This is a genomic window from Bacillus kexueae (assembly GCF_022809095.1).
Classification (GTDB): Bacteria; Bacillota; Bacilli; order Bacillales; family Aeribacillaceae; genus Bacillus_BZ; species Bacillus_BZ kexueae.
In genome coordinates, this window is sequence record NZ_JALAZE010000007.1 from 128,675 (window position 1) to 145,657 (window position 16,983).

Sequence of the window (16,983 nt, forward strand, 5' to 3'; positions counted from 1 at the left end):
TCTCAAATCAAAGTAATAGATAGGTATTCTTTCATAAGGCATTGAATATTTTGATCAACATCCAAAAATTCAGTGCCTATGTTCTATATTACGCTTACTCATTTCTACCCTTGATACATTACCAACTGGAATTTGAATTAGTTGGCAATACACGATGATTGTGCAGTTTCATGTGCAGGAATAAAGTAAACTCCCCTTCTTAGCTAAAACTTTAATAATTGCGTAAATACCGTCTCCAGCATATTCAGTTTCAATCATCTGAACAATTTATATTGCTCGAAAAATTTTTATTCTATTTAGAACTAATCGATCAATTACATACACAACGATTATCGAAATTCCGACGAGTGGCATTAGCACTCCTAGCAATAGCATGATGACAAATACTCCCCGTTCGATGTTCCTGTTTCCTGCTTTTTTTGGAATACCTAAACTTCCTTTAGGCTTTCGTTTTTTCCACATAACAAAGGAACTATAGGAAATAACAATTAATCCCATACAAGCAATTAGACCCAAAATTTGATTAAGCATACCAAACAGCCGTCCCTCATGGAAAGCAATCCCAAGTGTGATTATTTTCGCCATCCATCCATAATCTTGAAATCGAACATCACTTAAGACTGCACCACTATATTGATCGATATGCAACGTTGCATTATGTCCAGGGACTGTGTGTGACGTTGAAATCGTGTAAACCCCTTTTTCTCCTTCTGGCATAGAAATAGTGTATGGCTTTTGTATCGTTTGTTGCTCTGCTATGTGTGCTACATCATCGATTGAGATAGGTTGATTCCCTAATTGTGTTGAGATTGGCACAGGTAAATTTTCCGCCGCCCATGGCACATCCTCAGCTACGTCTTTCGTCTTCAATGAAGATTCTGGCTTTTCCCCAAAACTAAAAGCATACTTTGGATAACCTGAGTTTGTTTCCGTCGCTAGGCGGTTTATTTGTTCACCCATTACACCTGTCCAAGGTAGTCCTGTTAATATCAGTATTAAAATCATTCCTGAAAGCCAAAATGCCGGAACAGCATGAAGGTCTCGCCAAAAAGTGCGACCACGTTTATGAAGACGAGGTAACAGTGTTCCCCACACATCTTTTTTCTTTCTTGGCCACCATATAAATAACCCTGTAAGTAAGAGAATAACGGCCCAACATGCTGCTAGCTCAACTATACGATTGGCAAATGTTCCACCTACAACTAGCTCACTATGGAGCTTAACAATTGTGTTCATAAATTGCTCTTCTTTTGACAATGTGCCATTTATTTCTCCAGTGTAAGGATTGATAAAGACATAGTTCATTTTCCCTTCTACTAGCACTCCAACTTGGGTCGTACGTTCAGGACTGTCATACGTTTTAATAGATGTAATCACTCCATTGGAATATACTTCTTTTACCTTCTCAATCTGTAAGTCATATGCTAACTTTTCTTCCCCTATTTCCTTCACTTCATACAAATCTTTATAAAGTACACCCTCTATTTGAGGTTTAAACAAGTAAATGGCACCACTTATGGCTAGAATAATAAGAAATGGTGCAAAAATAATTCCTGCATAAAAGTGCCAGCGCCACATTGTTTGATATAAGGCAGTATTTCTACTTTTATTTAATTCCTGCATACTTAATTGTTCTTGAGACGCCTGAGCTTGTTTCCCTAGTTCCACCTTTGACTCCTCCTTTATTTGTCTCGATTCATTTTGATTATAGAGACCAATTGTGAAAAAAGATTGATGGGAAGAAAAAAGTGCGTATTGTTCAAACAAACTTCAAAATTTCTACTTATAATAGAGATAGATTTCGTAGCAAAGGAGACGCGAAAACATTGAACGGATATAAAGTATTAATTGTAGACGATGAAGACGCGATGCGCGAATTAATTCGCTCGTATGTACAGCGAGCTGGCTACACATGCATAGAAGCAGAAGATGGTATGGCAGCCTTAGAAGCGATTAAGCGGGAACAACCTCACCTTGCTATTGTAGACATTATGATGCCCTTTATGGATGGAATCACATTAGTACAAGAAATGCGTCAATATTTTCAATATGATACACCCGTCATTTTCCTAACAGCAAAAGGGGATGACGAAGATATCGTCCACGGGCTAAAAATCGGAGGGGACGATTACATGGTGAAGCCCTTTAACCCTGGAGAGCTTCTTGCCCGAATAGAATCTATCTTGCGCCGTACTACCGGAAGTCACGCTCATCGAATGCTAGAAGTTCACGGACCTCTTCATTTTGATTTATCCGGTCGAGTTGTATATGCCCAAGATGAAAAATTGCCATTTACCCAAAAAGAATTCGACCTCCTACTATTTCTAGCTAAAAACAAAGGGAAAGTATTTAAACGAAGCCAACTCCTTGACGAAATATGGGGGCCAGCATACGAAGGAAGTGAACGAACGGTAGATACCCATATTAAAACGGTTCGACTAAAGTTAAAGGCGTATAATTATCTCATCGAAACAGTATGGGGACTCGGCTATAAATTTGAGGTAAAACAATGAAGCGTTCGATAACAATCAGTCGAAAAGTACTTTTCGTTTTCCTCTTAAGCTTTATCATTTCTATCTTGTTTTGTTCAATGTTCATTCATTTCCTATATAAGGATTTATATATTGATAGCATTAAAGAACAGCTACTATATGAGGGTGAACAGACAGCATCACACTTTCACTACGGGAGTTTAACAGAAGAGATTCGAGAAAAAATTGCTTGGTATAATGCCATCAGTCCTTATGAAATTATAGCGGTAGATGAATTGGAGCAACTCGATCAATACTTTCCGTATCAAGTGAATTATAGTGAACTTATTCATCCGGAAGATGAAAAACTTTTATTAAGCGGGCAATATGTTATGAAAGAGGGGTATGTAAAAGAGTTTCAGCGGAACATTGTGGGAGCTATTTATCCGATTATCCAATATGAGAAACTTATCGGATTTATCTACATTTATGTTCCTGTCGGTGAGATACCCGAAGTGTTCAGTAAAGGAATCCCCCTTCTCGTCTTTTTTGGAACAATCTTTTTCCTAATTCTCTTTTTAATTATTAATTATTTTGTTCATTCCATCTTCCGACCGCTCAATGAGATTAGAGCTGTGGCTAAAAAAGTAGGAAAAGGCGATTTTTCTCATCGTGTCCACGTAGATACAGCAGATGAAATCGGAGAATTAGCAGCGACATTTAATAAGATGACGGCTTCTCTCGAGGAACAAGACATTCGCAAAAGGGAATTTTTATCGAATGTCGCTCATGAACTTCGAACTCCCTTAACGTATATTGGCGGCTATTCTAAACTTTTAATCGAGAATGAATTTACATCAGAAAAGGAACAGAAACGTCACTTACTTCGCATTGAAAAAGAAGCAAAGCGCATGCAAAAGCTAATTCAGGATTTATTACAGTTAAACCGAATAGAAGAAAAAGATTTTGCCATTCAAAAGGAACCTATCGCTTTCGCACAATTTATCTTTGACTCTCTTGATTTATTTACAGCGTCAATTAATGAAAAGCAGATGACCATCCAGACAGACTTAGATGATGAGGTCATCATAATGGGAGATCCTCTCCGCTTGCAGCAAGTGATATACAATGTGGTCGATAATGCAATTAAATATTCCAATAAGGGTGGTATTATTCGAATACAATTACGACGAAAAGGAGAAAAAGCTATCCTATCCATCGTCGACTACGGAATTGGTATACCTGCAGAAGACCTTCATCGAATTGGGGAAAGATTTTATCGAACAGATAAATCGAGATCTAGAAAGACAGGCGGCACCGGGTTAGGGCTTTCCATCGTAAAAAGCTTAATGAATCTTCACGATGGAACGATGGACATAACGAGTGAGGAAGGAAAAGGTACAACGGTTCATTTAACCTTTCCTATCATTTAGGACCTAACTTCGCTCACATTCGCAAAGTATAACTATTTGCCTACGACACGATTTAAACTTCCTAAGAGGAATGTAGAAAAATGGACATTCCAACCGGTAACATTTGTCCAGCTAATAGATTTGCTTGCTGCATCAAATCATACTAAAATAGATACTATGAAAACTCCATATCATCCACCAATTGATAGCATCCCTTTCACGAGGGTTTTACATGCACTAAGTGAACCAAATCGGTTGAAGATAATTCGATGTTTACATGAAAACATCGAAAATAATTGTACCGCCTATACGATTAAACTAGACTTACCAAAGTCTACAGTCTCTCACCACATTAAAGTGTTGCGAGAAGCTGGTTTAATACAGGCGAGGATTGATGGAAAGGAGCATTATTATTCATTGAGAAAAGAGGAAGTGGAAAATCGCTTCCCTGGGCTACTTTCAGCCGTCGTCAATGTGAAAGAAGAAGATTTATAAACAGTGTTAGAAGGTTGGCTACTTCAATCCTTCTAACACTGTTTTTTATTTTCACCTTTATGTTCTTTTACTTAAATCAATCGAAAATATCTTTTGATAAACAGGTCAAAGTCATGATAAAAATTGACGATAGAGCGCATCATATTAGAGGTGACCATTTGAATTGAAATTTAAAAAACAGGATGATATAATTCTATTGTTCAATAATTATAGAACTATAAAACATTGGAGGAATATACAATGAAAAATATTTTAATTATTAATGGGCATGAGTACTATGATTTTGCTAAGGGTGAGCTTAATAAAACGTTATTTCATGAAATGGTAGCAACGTTATCCCAAAAATATGAAGTGAAAACAACCGTCGTTCAAGAAGGATATGATGTAAAAGAAGAACAAGAAAAATTCAAATGTGCGGATGTTGTCATTTATCAAACACCGATGTATTGGTTCTCCCTTCCAGCTCTATTTAAAAAATATATTGATGAAGTATATGAGTACGGCGTATTTTTCGGTGGACCTGAGAGTCAATACGGTGAGGGCGGATTAATGAAAGGTAAAAAATATATGTTTTCAACAACTTGGAATGCACCTGCTTACGCATTTAACGATGAGGCTACTTTCTTTAAAGGAGAGGACATCGAAGGAGCACTTGCTCACCTTCATAACATGCAAAGATATGTTGGCATGGAACCATTAAAAAGCTTTAGTGTACATGATGTCATTAAAAATCCACAGGTTGATACGTTTATCGAGCAATTACACTCACACCTTAAAAATGTATTTAACGTATAATGTCTAAGATCAAAGTTCATCTTCTCTTCATGGAAAGATGAACTTTTTTATGTCACGTATATAGAGATACACTAACTATGAAATACGACAACAATCTACATTTAATAATTAATTGGTCCTGTGTAAAAAGATTTAGATACTCCCTCGATATTTGAAATTTTACACATTTTCTAGCCTTGTCCTATTGTATAATAAAAGAAACGTGAATTCATGGATGTGAAAAAAATGTTTCAAGCTCTTCTATCGAATATCGCTATTTTGCTTTTTATGCATTTATGTATCCAAAGTTTGTATATTAATCAGCAGCTAAAAGCCATTCAAAAGCCTCTTCTACCTGCTTTACACATACTCATCACCTCAGCCGCTATCATTTCCATGTATTATATGCCTATCTTTTCAGGTGAATATCGTTTTGATTTGCGTACCATTCCAATGACCTTTATTGCCTTTTTACACGGACCAAAATTTGCGATTCCAACATTGATTGTAACTTCTCTTTGGCGCTTAGGACTTGGAGGTCCAGGAGCTGTACCAGGTGTTTTATTCGGATTACTTTTTCCAACCATTATCGCTCTTTCCGTTTATTACTTTGCCCCAGTCAAAAAATTATCCTTTTCAGAAGCATTCGTGATTTTCACACTGTTTTGGTTAGCGGGCGATATTCCTATTATTTTCGCATTACCAAACGGGTGGACTGTATTTCAAGAAATAGCTCTTACTCGCTTTCTTTCATTTCAAATTGGGGCAATAACCCTTTATTATTTTATTTCATTAACTACAAAACACATGGAGCTCGTCTCTAGGCTCGAACAATTTGCAGATCGAGATCCATTAACGGGGTTATACAACATTCGAAAGTTTGTCGAAATCGTTGAAATGAAAAAGCAAGAAAACACTTATATCGCTATGCTAGATATCGACTTTTTCAAAAATGTAAATGATAATTACGGTCATCAAAATGGGGATAAAGTTCTTTCCGATTTTGCATCCATCTTGAAAACATATAGCAGAAAAGAAATTGAAATTGGTCGGTACGGTGGAGAAGAATTTATTATGAGTATTTCAGCTCCAAACCCTTTAAAAGCACTTGAATTGGTAAACAATTTGCGTCAACAAATAGAGGAACATATATTTTATTCTATTGACCAAAAACCTCTCCACACCATTACTGTCTCAATTGGTATTGCTCCTCTTCTCATAAATGAAAGCATTGAAGAGTCCATTTACAAGGCAGACCGATGCTTATATCAAGCAAAACTTCAAGGGAGAAACCAAATTGTTAACTCAGACGGGAATACATGAGCTAAAATGAAATGCTCGCAATTTTAGACATAACACTTAATTGTCTATTTTGCGAGCATTTAACCATTCTCATTTACGCTTTCCATACTCTTAACTTGAACAAGTCACGTTTCTCCACGATTCCCTCTATTTGCTTCCGATATTTTAAATAATGTTCCGATTGAATATGCGCTTCAAGCGCTTCTTCATGTTCCCATATTTCATAAAAAACAAACGTACGAGGGTCTGTATCATGTACATGTAAGGTGTATTGAATACACCCTTGTTCTGCCCGCGAAAGAGGAACGATTGATTTCATCACTTGAAACAACGCTTCTTCTTTTCCTTCTTTCGCTCGTAAAATGGCATTTATAACAATATTCTTCACTAAGTGTTCCTCCTGTATATAGACAGTCAGAGTGGCTGTCTAAACGTAAAGTCTTTTTCTTCAGTGGCGGACGCTTTCCTCAGGAGACGACCGCCACCTATCTTTCATTCAAGTGTAGTTCTCTTTTTCTCCGCTTACACCATTTATTAAACCTTTCAACAGTTCCTCTTCAAACTAGCCCAATTGTTTTACTACTTCTTGCGCAACACGAACAGTTGATTGTGGATTTTGGCCAGTAATTAGTTTTCCATCCACTTCACAATGATCTGCCCATTTTTCAGCCGCTACGAATTGAGCTCCTAATTCACGTAAACGTGTTTCTAACATAAAAGGCATGAAGCGATCAAGTGTCGTTGCTCTTTCCTCTTCATCCGTAAATGAAGTAACCGTCTTTCCTTTTACGAGAGGTGTCCCATCGGATAATGTTACACCAACTAAACCAGCAGGACCGTGACACACAGCAGCTACTACTTTATTGGATTCATAAAAATCTCGAATTAACGCCTGAAGCTTCCGGTTATCTGGGAAGTCAAACATCGTACCATGTCCCCCCGGTAAGAAAATCGCATCGTATGCTTCATGTGATTCAATATCCTCAAGTTTCACCGTATCTTCTAAATAAACGGCCGTATCTAAGATTTCTTGCTCTATCTCACCAAGGCTGCGCTCATCGATAGGGGCTTTTCCTCCTTTTGGACTTGCCACCGTAATCTCATATCCTAACTTCTTAAATTCAATAAATGGTTCCGCGAATTCGGAGAGCCATAATCCTGTTGAATGTTCTTGATCCATCTTTCTTGCCGTTGTTACGACCATTAAAATATGCTTTGCCATAAAAATTCCTCCTCTGAAAGTGGATTCATTTATAGTGTAAAAGGTAAATTGATATAAAACAAATTACAAAAATTAATACTATCTATAAATTTATTTATATTACCTTTATAGTTATCCCCCCTTTCATTTTAAATTGTAAGTAACTGCGTAAAAGTAATAGTTACGGGTCGTTTAGACAATTATGAACTGCTATATTCCTTTCGATTCATAAAACCCTTACCCTCTTTAGCTTTTCGTAAACGGTATATGTTTTGATACTATAAAACAAAATTGTGCGTACTTCTCAAAAAATATCTTTCGGATTATGATTGGCTTGTAGTTAAAACAACTCATTAACGGATGGTTTACTTCCGTCTTAGTACCATAAAGGTTTAACAACTCAGAATAAAAGGAGAGAATTACTATGACAACAGTAAAAAATATCGAGGAGAAAAAACAGGAAATTTTAGAAGCATTCAGCTTCCGCCACGCTTGCAAAGAATTTGATGAAAATCAAAAAATTTCAGACAGTGATTTTGAATTTATTTTAGAAACAGGTCGTATGTCTCCATCTTCTTTCGGATATGAGCCGTGGAAATTCGTTGTGATTCAAAACCAAGAACTACGTGAGAAGCTATTACCGGTTGCTTGGGGAGCACAAGGACAGTTAAAAACAGCAAGTCATTTCGTCTTAGTTCTTTCGCGTAACATAAAAGACATGCATTTTGATTCTGAATACATTAAATATATGATGAATGATGTGATGGAGATTCCTGAAGAAGGACAAAAAATGCGATATGAATTCTATAAAAAATTCCAAGAATCTGATTTCAATTTATTAGAATCCGACCGCGCCGTATTTGAATGGGCTTCAAGACAATCATACATCGCTTTAGGAAACATGATGACAAGTGCCGCTCAAATCGGAATTGATTCATGCCCAATTGAAGGATTCGACAAGGAAAAAGTTGAAGCTATTTTAAAAGAAGAAGGAATTATTGCGGATAACTTTGAACTATCAGTAATGGCTGCTTTCGGGTATCGTAAAGGAGCACCGATGTTTGCAAAAACACGTAAACAAATGAACGAAATTGTTGAATGGGTAAAATAACAAATTCATTTAAGAAAAGCGCAAGTCCTTAGGCGAAGGGCGCTGTGGGACCTGCGCGGAGGCTTCCGTCGCCACAACAGGGCCGAAGCGACCCGAGCTGATGGCGCTTGGAGCTAGACACCAAAAAAGCTGTAAAGAGAATACTTTAACACTTTATTGAACTTAAACTTTCTGTAACAATAAAAAAGGAATGGGAAAATCCCATTCCTTTACTCATAACTTTCACGATTTCGGATTACTTTCTCCATATTTTGCGTTCCCCATTCACGCATCAATAAAATGATTGGTTCTAACGATCTCCCGAAATCTGTTAATGAATATTCGACTTTCGGTGGCACTATAGGATATACTTCTCTGTGTACAATCCCATCCGCTTCTAACTCTCTTAATTGCAAGGTCAACATTCTTTGTGTAATACCTAAATTTAACTTTTTCAGCTCATTGAAACGCTTCTTCCCATCAAGTAAGTGATAAATAATTACACTCTTCCACTTTCCACCGATCACATCTACCGTACCTTCAACAGGACACGAGTAACGATTTAAAAATAACTTTGGAACTTCTTTTATTTCTGCACTCATTTAGAACACCCCATGATAATAGGATAAAATTTACACTATTCTCCGAACAGATACTTAGTATATAAAATATACCACTAATAGTGTAACATAGCATGGAAGTTGTAAGCACAAAAAAGAAGATAGAATAATTACCAATGTTTTCTTTGATTACCCTTTTAACTCTAACTTTTGGTTTGCGGAACTAGGGCTCCAATTTACAAGGAAAATTCCAAGGAGAATAAAAACTCCTCCAAACATGACGTTATATGTTAATGGCTCGTTTAATAAAAGAATCCCAAAGATAACACCGAAAAAGGGTGCTAAAAATAAAAATGCACTTGTCTTGCCTGGGTCCCCTTTTTGTAAAAGGAAAAACCATGCTGAAAATTGAACGATAGAAGCCATCACAGATAACCATATTAAAATCATTATGGATTCAGGTTGAACAATAAATTTAGGCTGTTCTAGCAACACACTCGCACCTAAAAGTAAAATACCACCTGCTAACATTTGAAAGGCCGTTAGCACCCAAGTATCTATAGATTTTCCCCATATCTTAATCAGAATAGTGGCAGTAGCCCATGAAATCGCCGCAATGAAACCAAGGATTATCCCAACTTCCACCTGTAACGATCCCCCTAAAGTAAAAAAGACACCAACAAAGCCGATTATGACTCCTATCCATTGAGAAACTTTATAACGATTTCGTAAAAAAACAGTGCCAAAAAGCACAACAAATAACGGATTTATAAACGTTAAGATAGAAGATTCGCCCGCTGTAATCGTACGCATACTAATAAATATACTGCCCATTACTAACGTCGTTTGAAAAAAGCCAATTAAAACTATTTGTATCCATTGTGTCATTTGTTTTGGGAGTGGGCGTTTGAATAGAATAACGATAACTCCTAGCAAAACTCCTGCGATTAAAAATCGATAGCCATTGAGAAGCAGCGGAGTGGAGTAGTTCATTCCAATCTTTCCAATTGCGAAAGAGGAACCCATTAATGCCGTCGTTAATACCACTAAAAATGAAAAAAGTCCTCTGGACATATTTTAATCTCCTTTTACACTCAATTATACAGTTCAATAACTTTAGAACTTTTTTAATTGTATCACCTATTCGATTTGCTTTTCAATGGGTTAAAACTAGATTTTATATAGAAAAAAGCCATGTGGTTGATTAAACAACCGCATGGCTTTAATTCAATCAATATTAGAATCACGATACACGTGAATAATCACCATATGTATGGTGGAGACGGTGGGAGTCGAACCCACGTCCAGAAATATCGTCACTTAAGTATCTACGAGCGTAGTCGATATATTTGCAATTCGCTGTCCTTTATGCCTACCGACAGGCGTCCAGGCAGCTAGTCTGATTAATCTCTTCCCTTGTCCTCAGACGGCGAACTTGGGCGTAGCCCACTTAGAATGAACCCCTGACCCTACCACATGGGCGATGGAGGAAGGAGTTAGCTGCATTAATTAGGCAGCTAAAGCGTAATTTTCTTTGCCAGTTATATTTAGGCGACGTTTATGACGGAGACGATCCCTCCGGCTCGCAACCTAAGCTCGATCTATCCCTGTCGAATCCGTAACGTCCCCATATAAAAGGTACAATGTACGGAAAGATGTAATCGAACTTATTCGCTTTCTAACTTGTCGTACTGGCAACGACAATTATTATTATAACAAATCTACTAACAAATGCAATTGTTAATTACTGTTAATACATACCTTTTTGGCGTTGACTGAAAGCACGTTCAATTTCACGCTTCGCTTCTTTTTTCTTCAGGTCTTCACGCTTATCGTATTTCTTTTTCCCTTTTCCTAAACCAATCAACACTTTGGCAAAACCATTTTTCAAATATAATTTAATTGGAACAAGAGAGTAACCTTCTTCTTTCGTTGCACCAATTAATTTATTGATTTCTTTTCGGTTAAGAAGCAGTTTACGTGTACGTAGCGGCTCATGATTATAACGATTCCCTTGTTCATAAGGACTAATATGCATGTTGTGCAAAAACACTTCGCCTTTTTCGATACGGGCAAATGCATCCTTTAAGTTAACTCTCCCTAAGCGAATTGACTTAATTTCCGTTCCTTGTAGAACAAGACCCGCTTCATACGTTTCTTCAATAAAATAATCATGGTTCGCTTTCTTATTTTGAGAAACGACCTTTCCTACTCCCTTTGGCAATTTTTCTCCTCCTCTCGTGAAAGAACATATGTTTTAGAGGTAAACTCAATTATAACAAATGTTTACTTTTTCCTCAATGAGAAGAAGAACTAAAGGTCACCTTTAGTTCTTCTTCTAACCTTACCTTCTTTTTTTACGGCTCTTTTTACTTTTAGGGACATTTTCGTAGAACTTTTTCTTTTTCTTCTTTTTCTTTTCTTTCTTTGGTGGTCGAGTAGACCATTCCTCTTCTTTGGAACGTTTCTTGCCGTTTTTAATAACTTTTGGCGCGTCTTTTTTGATTGGCTTTCGTCTCGTTCCTTTCATGCCGACGATTTCAAAATCGATGGAACGTTCGTCCTTATCGACGTTAACAACGCGAACAGTAATTTCGTCCCCAATTCGATATACATTTCCTGTCCGTTCACCAATCATTGCATAATGACGCTCATCATAGCGATAATAATCATCCGTCATATAGCTGACATGAACGAGTCCTTCAATTGTATTAGGCAACTCTACAAATATGCCAAAATTCGTAACGGAGCTAATAATCCCATCGAATTCTTCACCGATTTTATTTAACATAAATTCAGCTTTCTTCAATTCATCCGTTTCCCGCTCTGCATCAACTGCTCGGCGCTCCATTTTGGATGAGTGTTCAGCGATGTCGTGAAGTTGTGCGCCCCACTTCGCTTGCGTCTTATCATCTAATTGCCCCTCAATTAAATACGTACGAATTAATCGATGAACAATTAAATCTGGATATCGGCGAATTGGAGATGTAAAGTGGGTATAAAACTCTGTTGATAAACCAAAGTGGCCTAAGCTTTCCGGATGATATTTTGCTTGCTGCATCGAGCGAAGCATCACCGTTGAAATCACCATTTCTTCCGGTTGCCCCTGTACTTCTTCTAAAATCGATTGCAGCGCTCGAGGATGAATTTGATTACCCGTTCCGCGAACAACATATCCGAAGTTCGTAATAAATTCTAAGAAGCGACGAAGCTTTTCTTCTTTCGGGTCTTCATGAATTCGATAAATAAACGGTACATTCATCCAGTGGAAATGTTCCGCTACTGTTTCATTCGCTAATAACATAAACTCTTCAATCAATCGTTCGGCAACGGAGCGCTCTCTTAACGCTACATCATAAGGCTTGCCTTCTTCATCAACTAACACTTTTGCTTCTTTAAAGTCAAAATCAATGGCTCCTCGGTCCATCCGTTTCGTTCGTAAAATTTGTGCTAATTCTGCCATCTGTTCAAACATCGGCACAAGCGGTTCATATTTAGAACGTAATTCCTCATCTTGATCAACTAATATTTTGTTAACATCTGAATACGTCATCCGCTCCGTTGTTTTGATGACACTTTGAAAGATTTCGTGGTGAACGACTTGACCGTTTTTGTCCACTTCCATTTCACAAGACAACGTGAGGCGATCTACTTTTGGATTTAAAGAACAGATGCCGTTTGAAAGACGGTGCGGAATCATTGGAATCACACGATCGACAAGGTATACACTCGTACCTCTTTCAAAAGCTTCTTGATCAATGGCGCTTCCTTCTTGTACATAGAAACTTACGTCTGCAATATGTACACCTAGCTTGTAGTTGCCATTTTCAAGTTTTTTTACGCCAACTGCATCGTCTAAATCTTTTGCATCGGCTCCGTCAATAGTTACAATGACTTCATCACGTAAATCACGACGGTTTTCTATCTCCTTCTCATCAATTGTGTCAGGAGTTTCGTTCGCTTGCTTTAGCACTTCCTCTGGAAAAGCTTGCGGTAATCCATGGCTATGAATGATTGATAAAATATCCACTCCTGGATCATTTTTATGACCGAGAATTTGGACGACTTCCCCTTCTGCACTCATGCGACCTTCTGGGTAGGAAGTGAGCCGTACAATCACTTTATGTCCTTCTACCGCTCCATTTTTAGCGTTTTTTGGAATAAAAATATCATTGGCAATCTTTTTATCATCGGGTACGACAAAACCAAAATTTTTGCTTTCTGTGTACGTTCCGACGATTTCCACTACTCCGCGCTCTAATATCCGAATAACCGTACCTTCTTGTCTCGCACCACTTGTCTTTGAGCTTAATCGTACGAGCACGGTGTCCCCATGCATCGCATTGTTTAACTCACCAGGTGGAATAAACACATCATCAAACCCAGGTTCACTCGGCTCAACAAACGCAAAACCACGTGCGTGGCCAACGACCGTGCCTCTCAATAAATTCATTTTTTCAGGGAGGCCGTATCGATTGCTACGAGTTCGAACAATCTGTCCTTCTTCTTCCATTTGATTTAACGTAATGACAAGTTCTTTAAACTCTTCCGCATCTTCTATGTGAAGAGCCTCTTCTAATTCTTGCACCGTTAACGGTTTATACGTCTCCTCCCTCATAAAGGATAGGATTTGTTCCATTTTTTGTTGATTCATCTCTGCCAACAGGCAGTCCTCCTTTCGAACCTACCAATCAAGACTTTCTAAAAATTGATAGATGTCTTCATGTAATTGATCACGTTCTTTATCTAATGTTATGACGTGAGTAGAGTCTTCGTACCACTTTAGTTTTTTATGGTCGGATTCTACCTCGTTATAAATAATATTTGCACTATCGGTATTAATCATTTCATCATGTCTAGCTTGTACAACAAAAGTTGGTGTGTAAATCATGTCTACGTTTTGTCTTACATCTGCGATTAGTCCTTGTAACGCTTTTAACGTATTCATCGGTGTTTGTTTAAATTTGTCCATTTCTTCGTTAATCTGCTCTTCTGATTTGCCCTCAAATTGCTTATATTTTCGTGCATAAGCAAGAACACCTTCATACATCGTTTCCTCACTTTTTATGTACATCGGTGCACACATTGGGACAATTCCCTTTACTGGTACAGTGTATCCTAATTTAAGGGAAAAAACACCACCTAAAGACAAGCCAGCTACGGCAATTTTCTCATATCCTTTTTCTTTTAAGAGGTTGTATCCTTCCATAACATCTTTCCACCAATCTTCTGGTCCTGTATGAACAAGTTCTTCTGGTGGAACACCGTGTCCTTTATATTGCGGTGCATGGCATGTATATCCTTTATCTTGTAAATAACGACCTAGCATACGAACATCCGCCGTATTGCCTGTAAAGCCATGTAATAATAAAACGGCGCGTTCACCCGCTTCAAACGTAAATGGTTTTGGCGTAACTACTCTCATGATGTCACTTCTTCCTTTCTATTAATTTCAGCTGTTTTCATATACATTTTTTATTCTAAACATTTCGTATGAGCAGTTCTTACAGATCAAAGTGGGATAAAAATCTCTACAATGGTATTTCATTCCGAAAGCTTGGGACCCACCATCAAGCACTAACGGGAGATTTAACCCTAAACAAATGATAACACCTTGCCACCATGGTGGAAAGAATTGAAGCATTGCAAACGGTAGAACAAAGGTTAAACCGATGAGCATAAACATGCACCGATAACAAACGGGAAATTGGTTCCCATTTATCACGAGGGAACGTTCTCTTCTTCTATGACACGGAAAGTAACGGAGTATCACAATGTCAGTAAAAAATTCTTTTATAAATTGATACAATCACAGTCCACCCCTTTCTTCGGGATGCTCACATCTTGGCAATCCGGAAAGGAGGTGAAGGTTATACAATCAAATACAGACTCATTCTCCTTGTTTCTCCTCTTCTGATATTGATGGAATGTATAAAATAATAACCCGATGCCGATGACAATAAACAAAATAAAGATGATGGTTTGAGCCATACTCGCGGTCATCGTTAAACCGATAATTCCGGCGAGAAGTAAGATGAGTGAACAAGTAAAATAAAAGAAAATCAAGTGAAACACCTACCCATTTTTTATCCAATTACTTTTACGTTTAAACCGGTAGTATTGTTTCAAAACAGTAAAACAAAAAATTAAATAAAAAAGGCCTGAAAACGACCGTTCAGACCCTTTTAAAAGTATGCAACTAAAACAGATAAGACGAAGAATAACACAGAAAGTACAACAGTAACTCGGTGTAGCACTAAATCCATACCACGAGCTTTTTGTTTCCCGAAAAGTTGCTCAGCTCCTCCAGAGATAGCTCCGGAAAGTCCTGCACTTTTACCTGATTGTAATAATACAACGGCGATAAGTGCAACAGACACAATGATTAGTAGTACGACAAATAGCGTATTCATACGGCCACCTCCTAAAACGCACAACTCTAGTAACTACAATGTACCATAAAACGACAACATTGTCATCTAATCATTTCATCGACACATTTTCTTCAATGTATGAAGAGGAATTCAGATGTTATAATCGAATAGATAATGTGAAACAATGATTAGGGTTGAAGAATTTATTCAATTAACTCAACCGGAAAAAGGAGTGCTTATAATGAAACATGTAACACCTTACTTAACGTTTAACGGAAATGCGAAGGAAGCTCTTGAATACTATAAAGAAGTATTCGGTGGAGAAATTTTAGGAATTCAAACTTTTGGTGAAGCTGATTTCCCAACACCACCGGAAGCAGATGATCGTGTGATGCACGCACAGTTTAAAAAAGATGGTCTATTCTTCATGGTTTCTGATGCATTCTTAGATCAAGAAGTTGAAATGGGTAACAGCATTTCATTAGCCATTGAATTTGAGAGTGTAGAAGAAATTGAAAAAGTATACGCTTCTTTAAAAGAAAAAGGACAAGTTATTATGGAGCTGCAAGATACGTTCTGGGGTGCTAAATTTGCGAAAGTGAAAGATTGTTTCAATATTATTTGGGATTTAAATTGTCCGACTCAATCATAAATTGAAACTTGAAACGACATTCCGTCGTTCGTAAAATGGTGGTTTTAGCGGATTTAAATTCTGGTGTTACTCGGTGGTGGGCGCTTTCTACAGGAATCGCCGCCACCTTTCTTTCGTTCAAAATCATGTTGAAGAAATGAGAACTGCTTTTCTTCTCCCTTCACTCCATTTAAGGAACTTATCAGACAGACCCGTTTATATTAAGAAACATACATGATTTTACACTCACACCCCGGACATGAAAATTTATTCTCCCCGGGGTTTTTTCTTTCTATCATCTACCTATCATGATCGATCATTCAGCTCATAGGTAATTTTTATTTTCACAGAAAAAGCGCAAAGCGCAAGTCCTTAGGCGAAGGGCGCTTTAGGACCTGCGAGGATGCTTCCGTCGCCACAGCAGGGCCGAAGCGGCCCGAGCTGATGGCGCTTGGAGCTAGACACCAAACAAATTGTAAAGAGAATACTTTAACACTTTATTGAACTTAAACTTTCTGTAACAACAAAAAATCCTCCTCTTAAAAAGGCTCTACAATATTTGTTGGGGTATGAAGAAATTTTTAGCATAAAAAAAAACACGTAAGCTCCAAAATCCTTTACACTTGAATTGACGAGAAACAAGAATAAAGATTGGAGTTACGTGCATGAAGTA

18 protein-coding genes and 1 other RNA gene are annotated in these 16,983 nt (G+C 37.6%); 7 read left to right on the forward strand and 12 right to left on the reverse strand.

Annotation, left to right across the window (positions count from 1 at the left end; genetic code table 11):
* Positions 1 to 267: 267 nt before the first annotated feature.
* Positions 268 to 1,623: a PepSY-associated TM helix domain-containing protein gene (locus ML543_RS12695; RefSeq protein WP_243387834.1), complete on the reverse strand. Its 1,356-nt coding sequence runs from the start codon at positions 1,621 to 1,623 to the stop codon at positions 268 to 270.
* A gap of 203 nt (positions 1,624 to 1,826) precedes the next feature.
* Here ML543_RS12695 and ML543_RS12700 point away from each other — a divergent pair, with 203 nt between their 5' ends.
* From ML543_RS12700 to ML543_RS12720, 5 genes are all read left to right on the forward strand, one after another.
* On the forward strand, positions 1,827 to 2,513 hold the full coding sequence (locus tag ML543_RS12700; protein WP_243387798.1) for a response regulator transcription factor: 687 nt from the start codon (positions 1,827 to 1,829) through the stop codon (positions 2,511 to 2,513).
* Positions 2,510 to 3,904 (forward strand): sensor histidine kinase, encoded by a 1,395-nt coding sequence (locus ML543_RS12705; RefSeq protein ID WP_243387799.1) that lies wholly within the window; start codon positions 2,510 to 2,512, stop codon positions 3,902 to 3,904. Before ML543_RS12700 ends, ML543_RS12705 begins: the two co-directional genes overlap by 4 nt.
* Positions 3,905 to 4,060: 156 nt before the next feature.
* Positions 4,061 to 4,378 (forward strand): ArsR/SmtB family transcription factor, encoded by a 318-nt coding sequence (locus ML543_RS12710; RefSeq protein WP_243387835.1) that lies wholly within the window; start codon positions 4,061 to 4,063, stop codon positions 4,376 to 4,378.
* A 240-nt stretch (positions 4,379 to 4,618) separates the two neighbouring features.
* Complete coding sequence (locus ML543_RS12715; RefSeq protein WP_243387801.1) at positions 4,619 to 5,173, forward strand: NAD(P)H-dependent oxidoreductase; 555 nt, start codon at positions 4,619 to 4,621, stop codon at positions 5,171 to 5,173.
* Between the two features lie 225 nt (positions 5,174 to 5,398).
* A complete protein-coding gene (locus tag ML543_RS12720; RefSeq protein WP_243387803.1) occupies positions 5,399 to 6,475 on the forward strand; it encodes a GGDEF domain-containing protein in 1,077 nt (358 codons plus the stop codon).
* 73 nt (positions 6,476 to 6,548) lie between these two features.
* Here ML543_RS12720 and ML543_RS12725 read toward each other — a convergent pair whose 3' ends face one another.
* Both ML543_RS12725 and ML543_RS12730 read right to left on the reverse strand, forming a co-directional pair.
* Positions 6,549 to 6,842, reverse strand: a complete 294-nt coding sequence (locus ML543_RS12725) for a putative quinol monooxygenase (protein ID WP_243387805.1) — start codon at positions 6,840 to 6,842, stop codon at positions 6,549 to 6,551.
* A 174-nt stretch (positions 6,843 to 7,016) separates the two neighbouring features.
* Positions 7,017 to 7,676, reverse strand: coding sequence for a type 1 glutamine amidotransferase domain-containing protein (locus tag ML543_RS12730; RefSeq protein WP_243387808.1), 660 nt, complete (start codon positions 7,674 to 7,676; stop codon positions 7,017 to 7,019).
* 403 nt (positions 7,677 to 8,079) lie between these two features.
* Here ML543_RS12730 and ML543_RS12735 point away from each other — a divergent pair, with 403 nt between their 5' ends.
* Positions 8,080 to 8,766 carry an NAD(P)H-dependent oxidoreductase gene (locus ML543_RS12735; protein ID WP_243387810.1) on the forward strand — a complete coding sequence of 229 codons (687 nt, stop codon included), beginning with the start codon at positions 8,080 to 8,082 and terminating at the stop codon, positions 8,764 to 8,766.
* Positions 8,767 to 8,975: 209 nt separating this feature from the next.
* On the opposite strand, the gene ML543_RS12740 is transcribed toward ML543_RS12735, so the two are convergent.
* From ML543_RS12740 to secG, 9 genes are all read right to left on the reverse strand, one after another.
* The gene (locus tag ML543_RS12740; protein WP_243387811.1) at positions 8,976 to 9,347 is read right to left on the reverse strand and encodes a winged helix-turn-helix transcriptional regulator; all 372 of its coding nucleotides are present in this window, start codon (positions 9,345 to 9,347) and stop codon (positions 8,976 to 8,978) included.
* Between the two features lie 147 nt (positions 9,348 to 9,494).
* The gene (locus tag ML543_RS12745; RefSeq protein ID WP_243387813.1) at positions 9,495 to 10,379 is read right to left on the reverse strand and encodes a DMT family transporter; all 885 of its coding nucleotides are present in this window, start codon (positions 10,377 to 10,379) and stop codon (positions 9,495 to 9,497) included.
* A 200-nt stretch (positions 10,380 to 10,579) separates the two neighbouring features.
* Positions 10,580 to 10,934, reverse strand: a transfer-messenger RNA (tmRNA) gene (gene ssrA, locus ML543_RS12750).
* 121 nt (positions 10,935 to 11,055) lie between these two features.
* Positions 11,056 to 11,529: an SsrA-binding protein SmpB gene (smpB, locus tag ML543_RS12755; protein ID WP_243387815.1), complete on the reverse strand. Its 474-nt coding sequence runs from the start codon at positions 11,527 to 11,529 to the stop codon at positions 11,056 to 11,058.
* Positions 11,530 to 11,649: 120 nt separating this feature from the next.
* Positions 11,650 to 13,959, reverse strand: a complete 2,310-nt coding sequence (rnr, locus tag ML543_RS12760) for a ribonuclease R (protein WP_243387836.1) — start codon at positions 13,957 to 13,959, stop codon at positions 11,650 to 11,652.
* A 30-nt stretch (positions 13,960 to 13,989) separates the two neighbouring features.
* On the reverse strand, positions 13,990 to 14,730 hold the full coding sequence (locus ML543_RS12765; RefSeq protein ID WP_243387816.1) for an alpha/beta hydrolase: 741 nt from the start codon (positions 14,728 to 14,730) through the stop codon (positions 13,990 to 13,992).
* Between the two features lie 27 nt (positions 14,731 to 14,757).
* Positions 14,758 to 15,078 (reverse strand): DUF2085 domain-containing protein, encoded by a 321-nt coding sequence (locus tag ML543_RS17190; protein WP_419095385.1) that lies wholly within the window; start codon positions 15,076 to 15,078, stop codon positions 14,758 to 14,760.
* 20 nt (positions 15,079 to 15,098) lie between these two features.
* Complete coding sequence (locus ML543_RS12770; protein ID WP_243387817.1) at positions 15,099 to 15,371, reverse strand: hypothetical protein; 273 nt, start codon at positions 15,369 to 15,371, stop codon at positions 15,099 to 15,101.
* 119 nt (positions 15,372 to 15,490) lie between these two features.
* Positions 15,491 to 15,718, reverse strand: a complete 228-nt coding sequence (gene secG / locus ML543_RS12775; RefSeq protein ID WP_243387818.1) for a preprotein translocase subunit SecG — start codon at positions 15,716 to 15,718, stop codon at positions 15,491 to 15,493.
* A gap of 202 nt (positions 15,719 to 15,920) precedes the next feature.
* On the opposite strand from secG, the gene ML543_RS12780 reads away from it, so the two are divergent.
* On the forward strand, positions 15,921 to 16,331 hold the full coding sequence (locus ML543_RS12780) for a VOC family protein (RefSeq protein WP_243387819.1): 411 nt from the start codon (positions 15,921 to 15,923) through the stop codon (positions 16,329 to 16,331).
* Positions 16,332 to 16,983 lie beyond the last annotated feature (652 nt).

What these genes read in the sequence shown, in the direction of transcription:
- ML543_RS12765 (WP_243387816.1), bottom strand. Translation starts at nt 14,730, where the DNA reads ATGAGAGTAGTTACGCCAAAACCATTTACGTTTGAAGCGGGTGAACGC.
- ML543_RS12705 (WP_243387799.1), top strand. Translation starts at nt 2,510, where the DNA reads ATGAAGCGTTCGATAACAATCAGTCGAAAAGTACTTTTCGTTTTCCTC.
- ML543_RS12745 (WP_243387813.1), bottom strand. Translation starts at nt 10,379, where the DNA reads ATGTCCAGAGGACTTTTTTCATTTTTAGTGGTATTAACGACGGCATTA.
- ML543_RS12720 (WP_243387803.1), top strand. Translation starts at nt 5,399, where the DNA reads ATGTTTCAAGCTCTTCTATCGAATATCGCTATTTTGCTTTTTATGCAT.
- rnr (WP_243387836.1), bottom strand. Translation starts at nt 13,959, where the DNA reads ATGAATCAACAAAAAATGGAACAAATCCTATCCTTTATGAGGGAGGAG.
- ML543_RS12710 (WP_243387835.1), top strand. Translation starts at nt 4,061, where the DNA reads ATGAAAACTCCATATCATCCACCAATTGATAGCATCCCTTTCACGAGG.
- ML543_RS12740 (WP_243387811.1), bottom strand. Translation starts at nt 9,347, where the DNA reads ATGAGTGCAGAAATAAAAGAAGTTCCAAAGTTATTTTTAAATCGTTAC.
- ML543_RS12695 (WP_243387834.1), bottom strand. Translation starts at nt 1,623, where the DNA reads ATGCAGGAATTAAATAAAAGTAGAAATACTGCCTTATATCAAACAATG.
- ML543_RS12730 (WP_243387808.1), bottom strand. Translation starts at nt 7,676, where the DNA reads ATGGCAAAGCATATTTTAATGGTCGTAACAACGGCAAGAAAGATGGAT.
- ML543_RS12735 (WP_243387810.1), top strand. Translation starts at nt 8,080, where the DNA reads ATGACAACAGTAAAAAATATCGAGGAGAAAAAACAGGAAATTTTAGAA.
- ML543_RS12715 (WP_243387801.1), top strand. Translation starts at nt 4,619, where the DNA reads ATGAAAAATATTTTAATTATTAATGGGCATGAGTACTATGATTTTGCT.
- ML543_RS12780 (WP_243387819.1), top strand. Translation starts at nt 15,921, where the DNA reads ATGAAACATGTAACACCTTACTTAACGTTTAACGGAAATGCGAAGGAA.
- secG (WP_243387818.1), bottom strand. Translation starts at nt 15,718, where the DNA reads ATGAATACGCTATTTGTCGTACTACTAATCATTGTGTCTGTTGCACTT.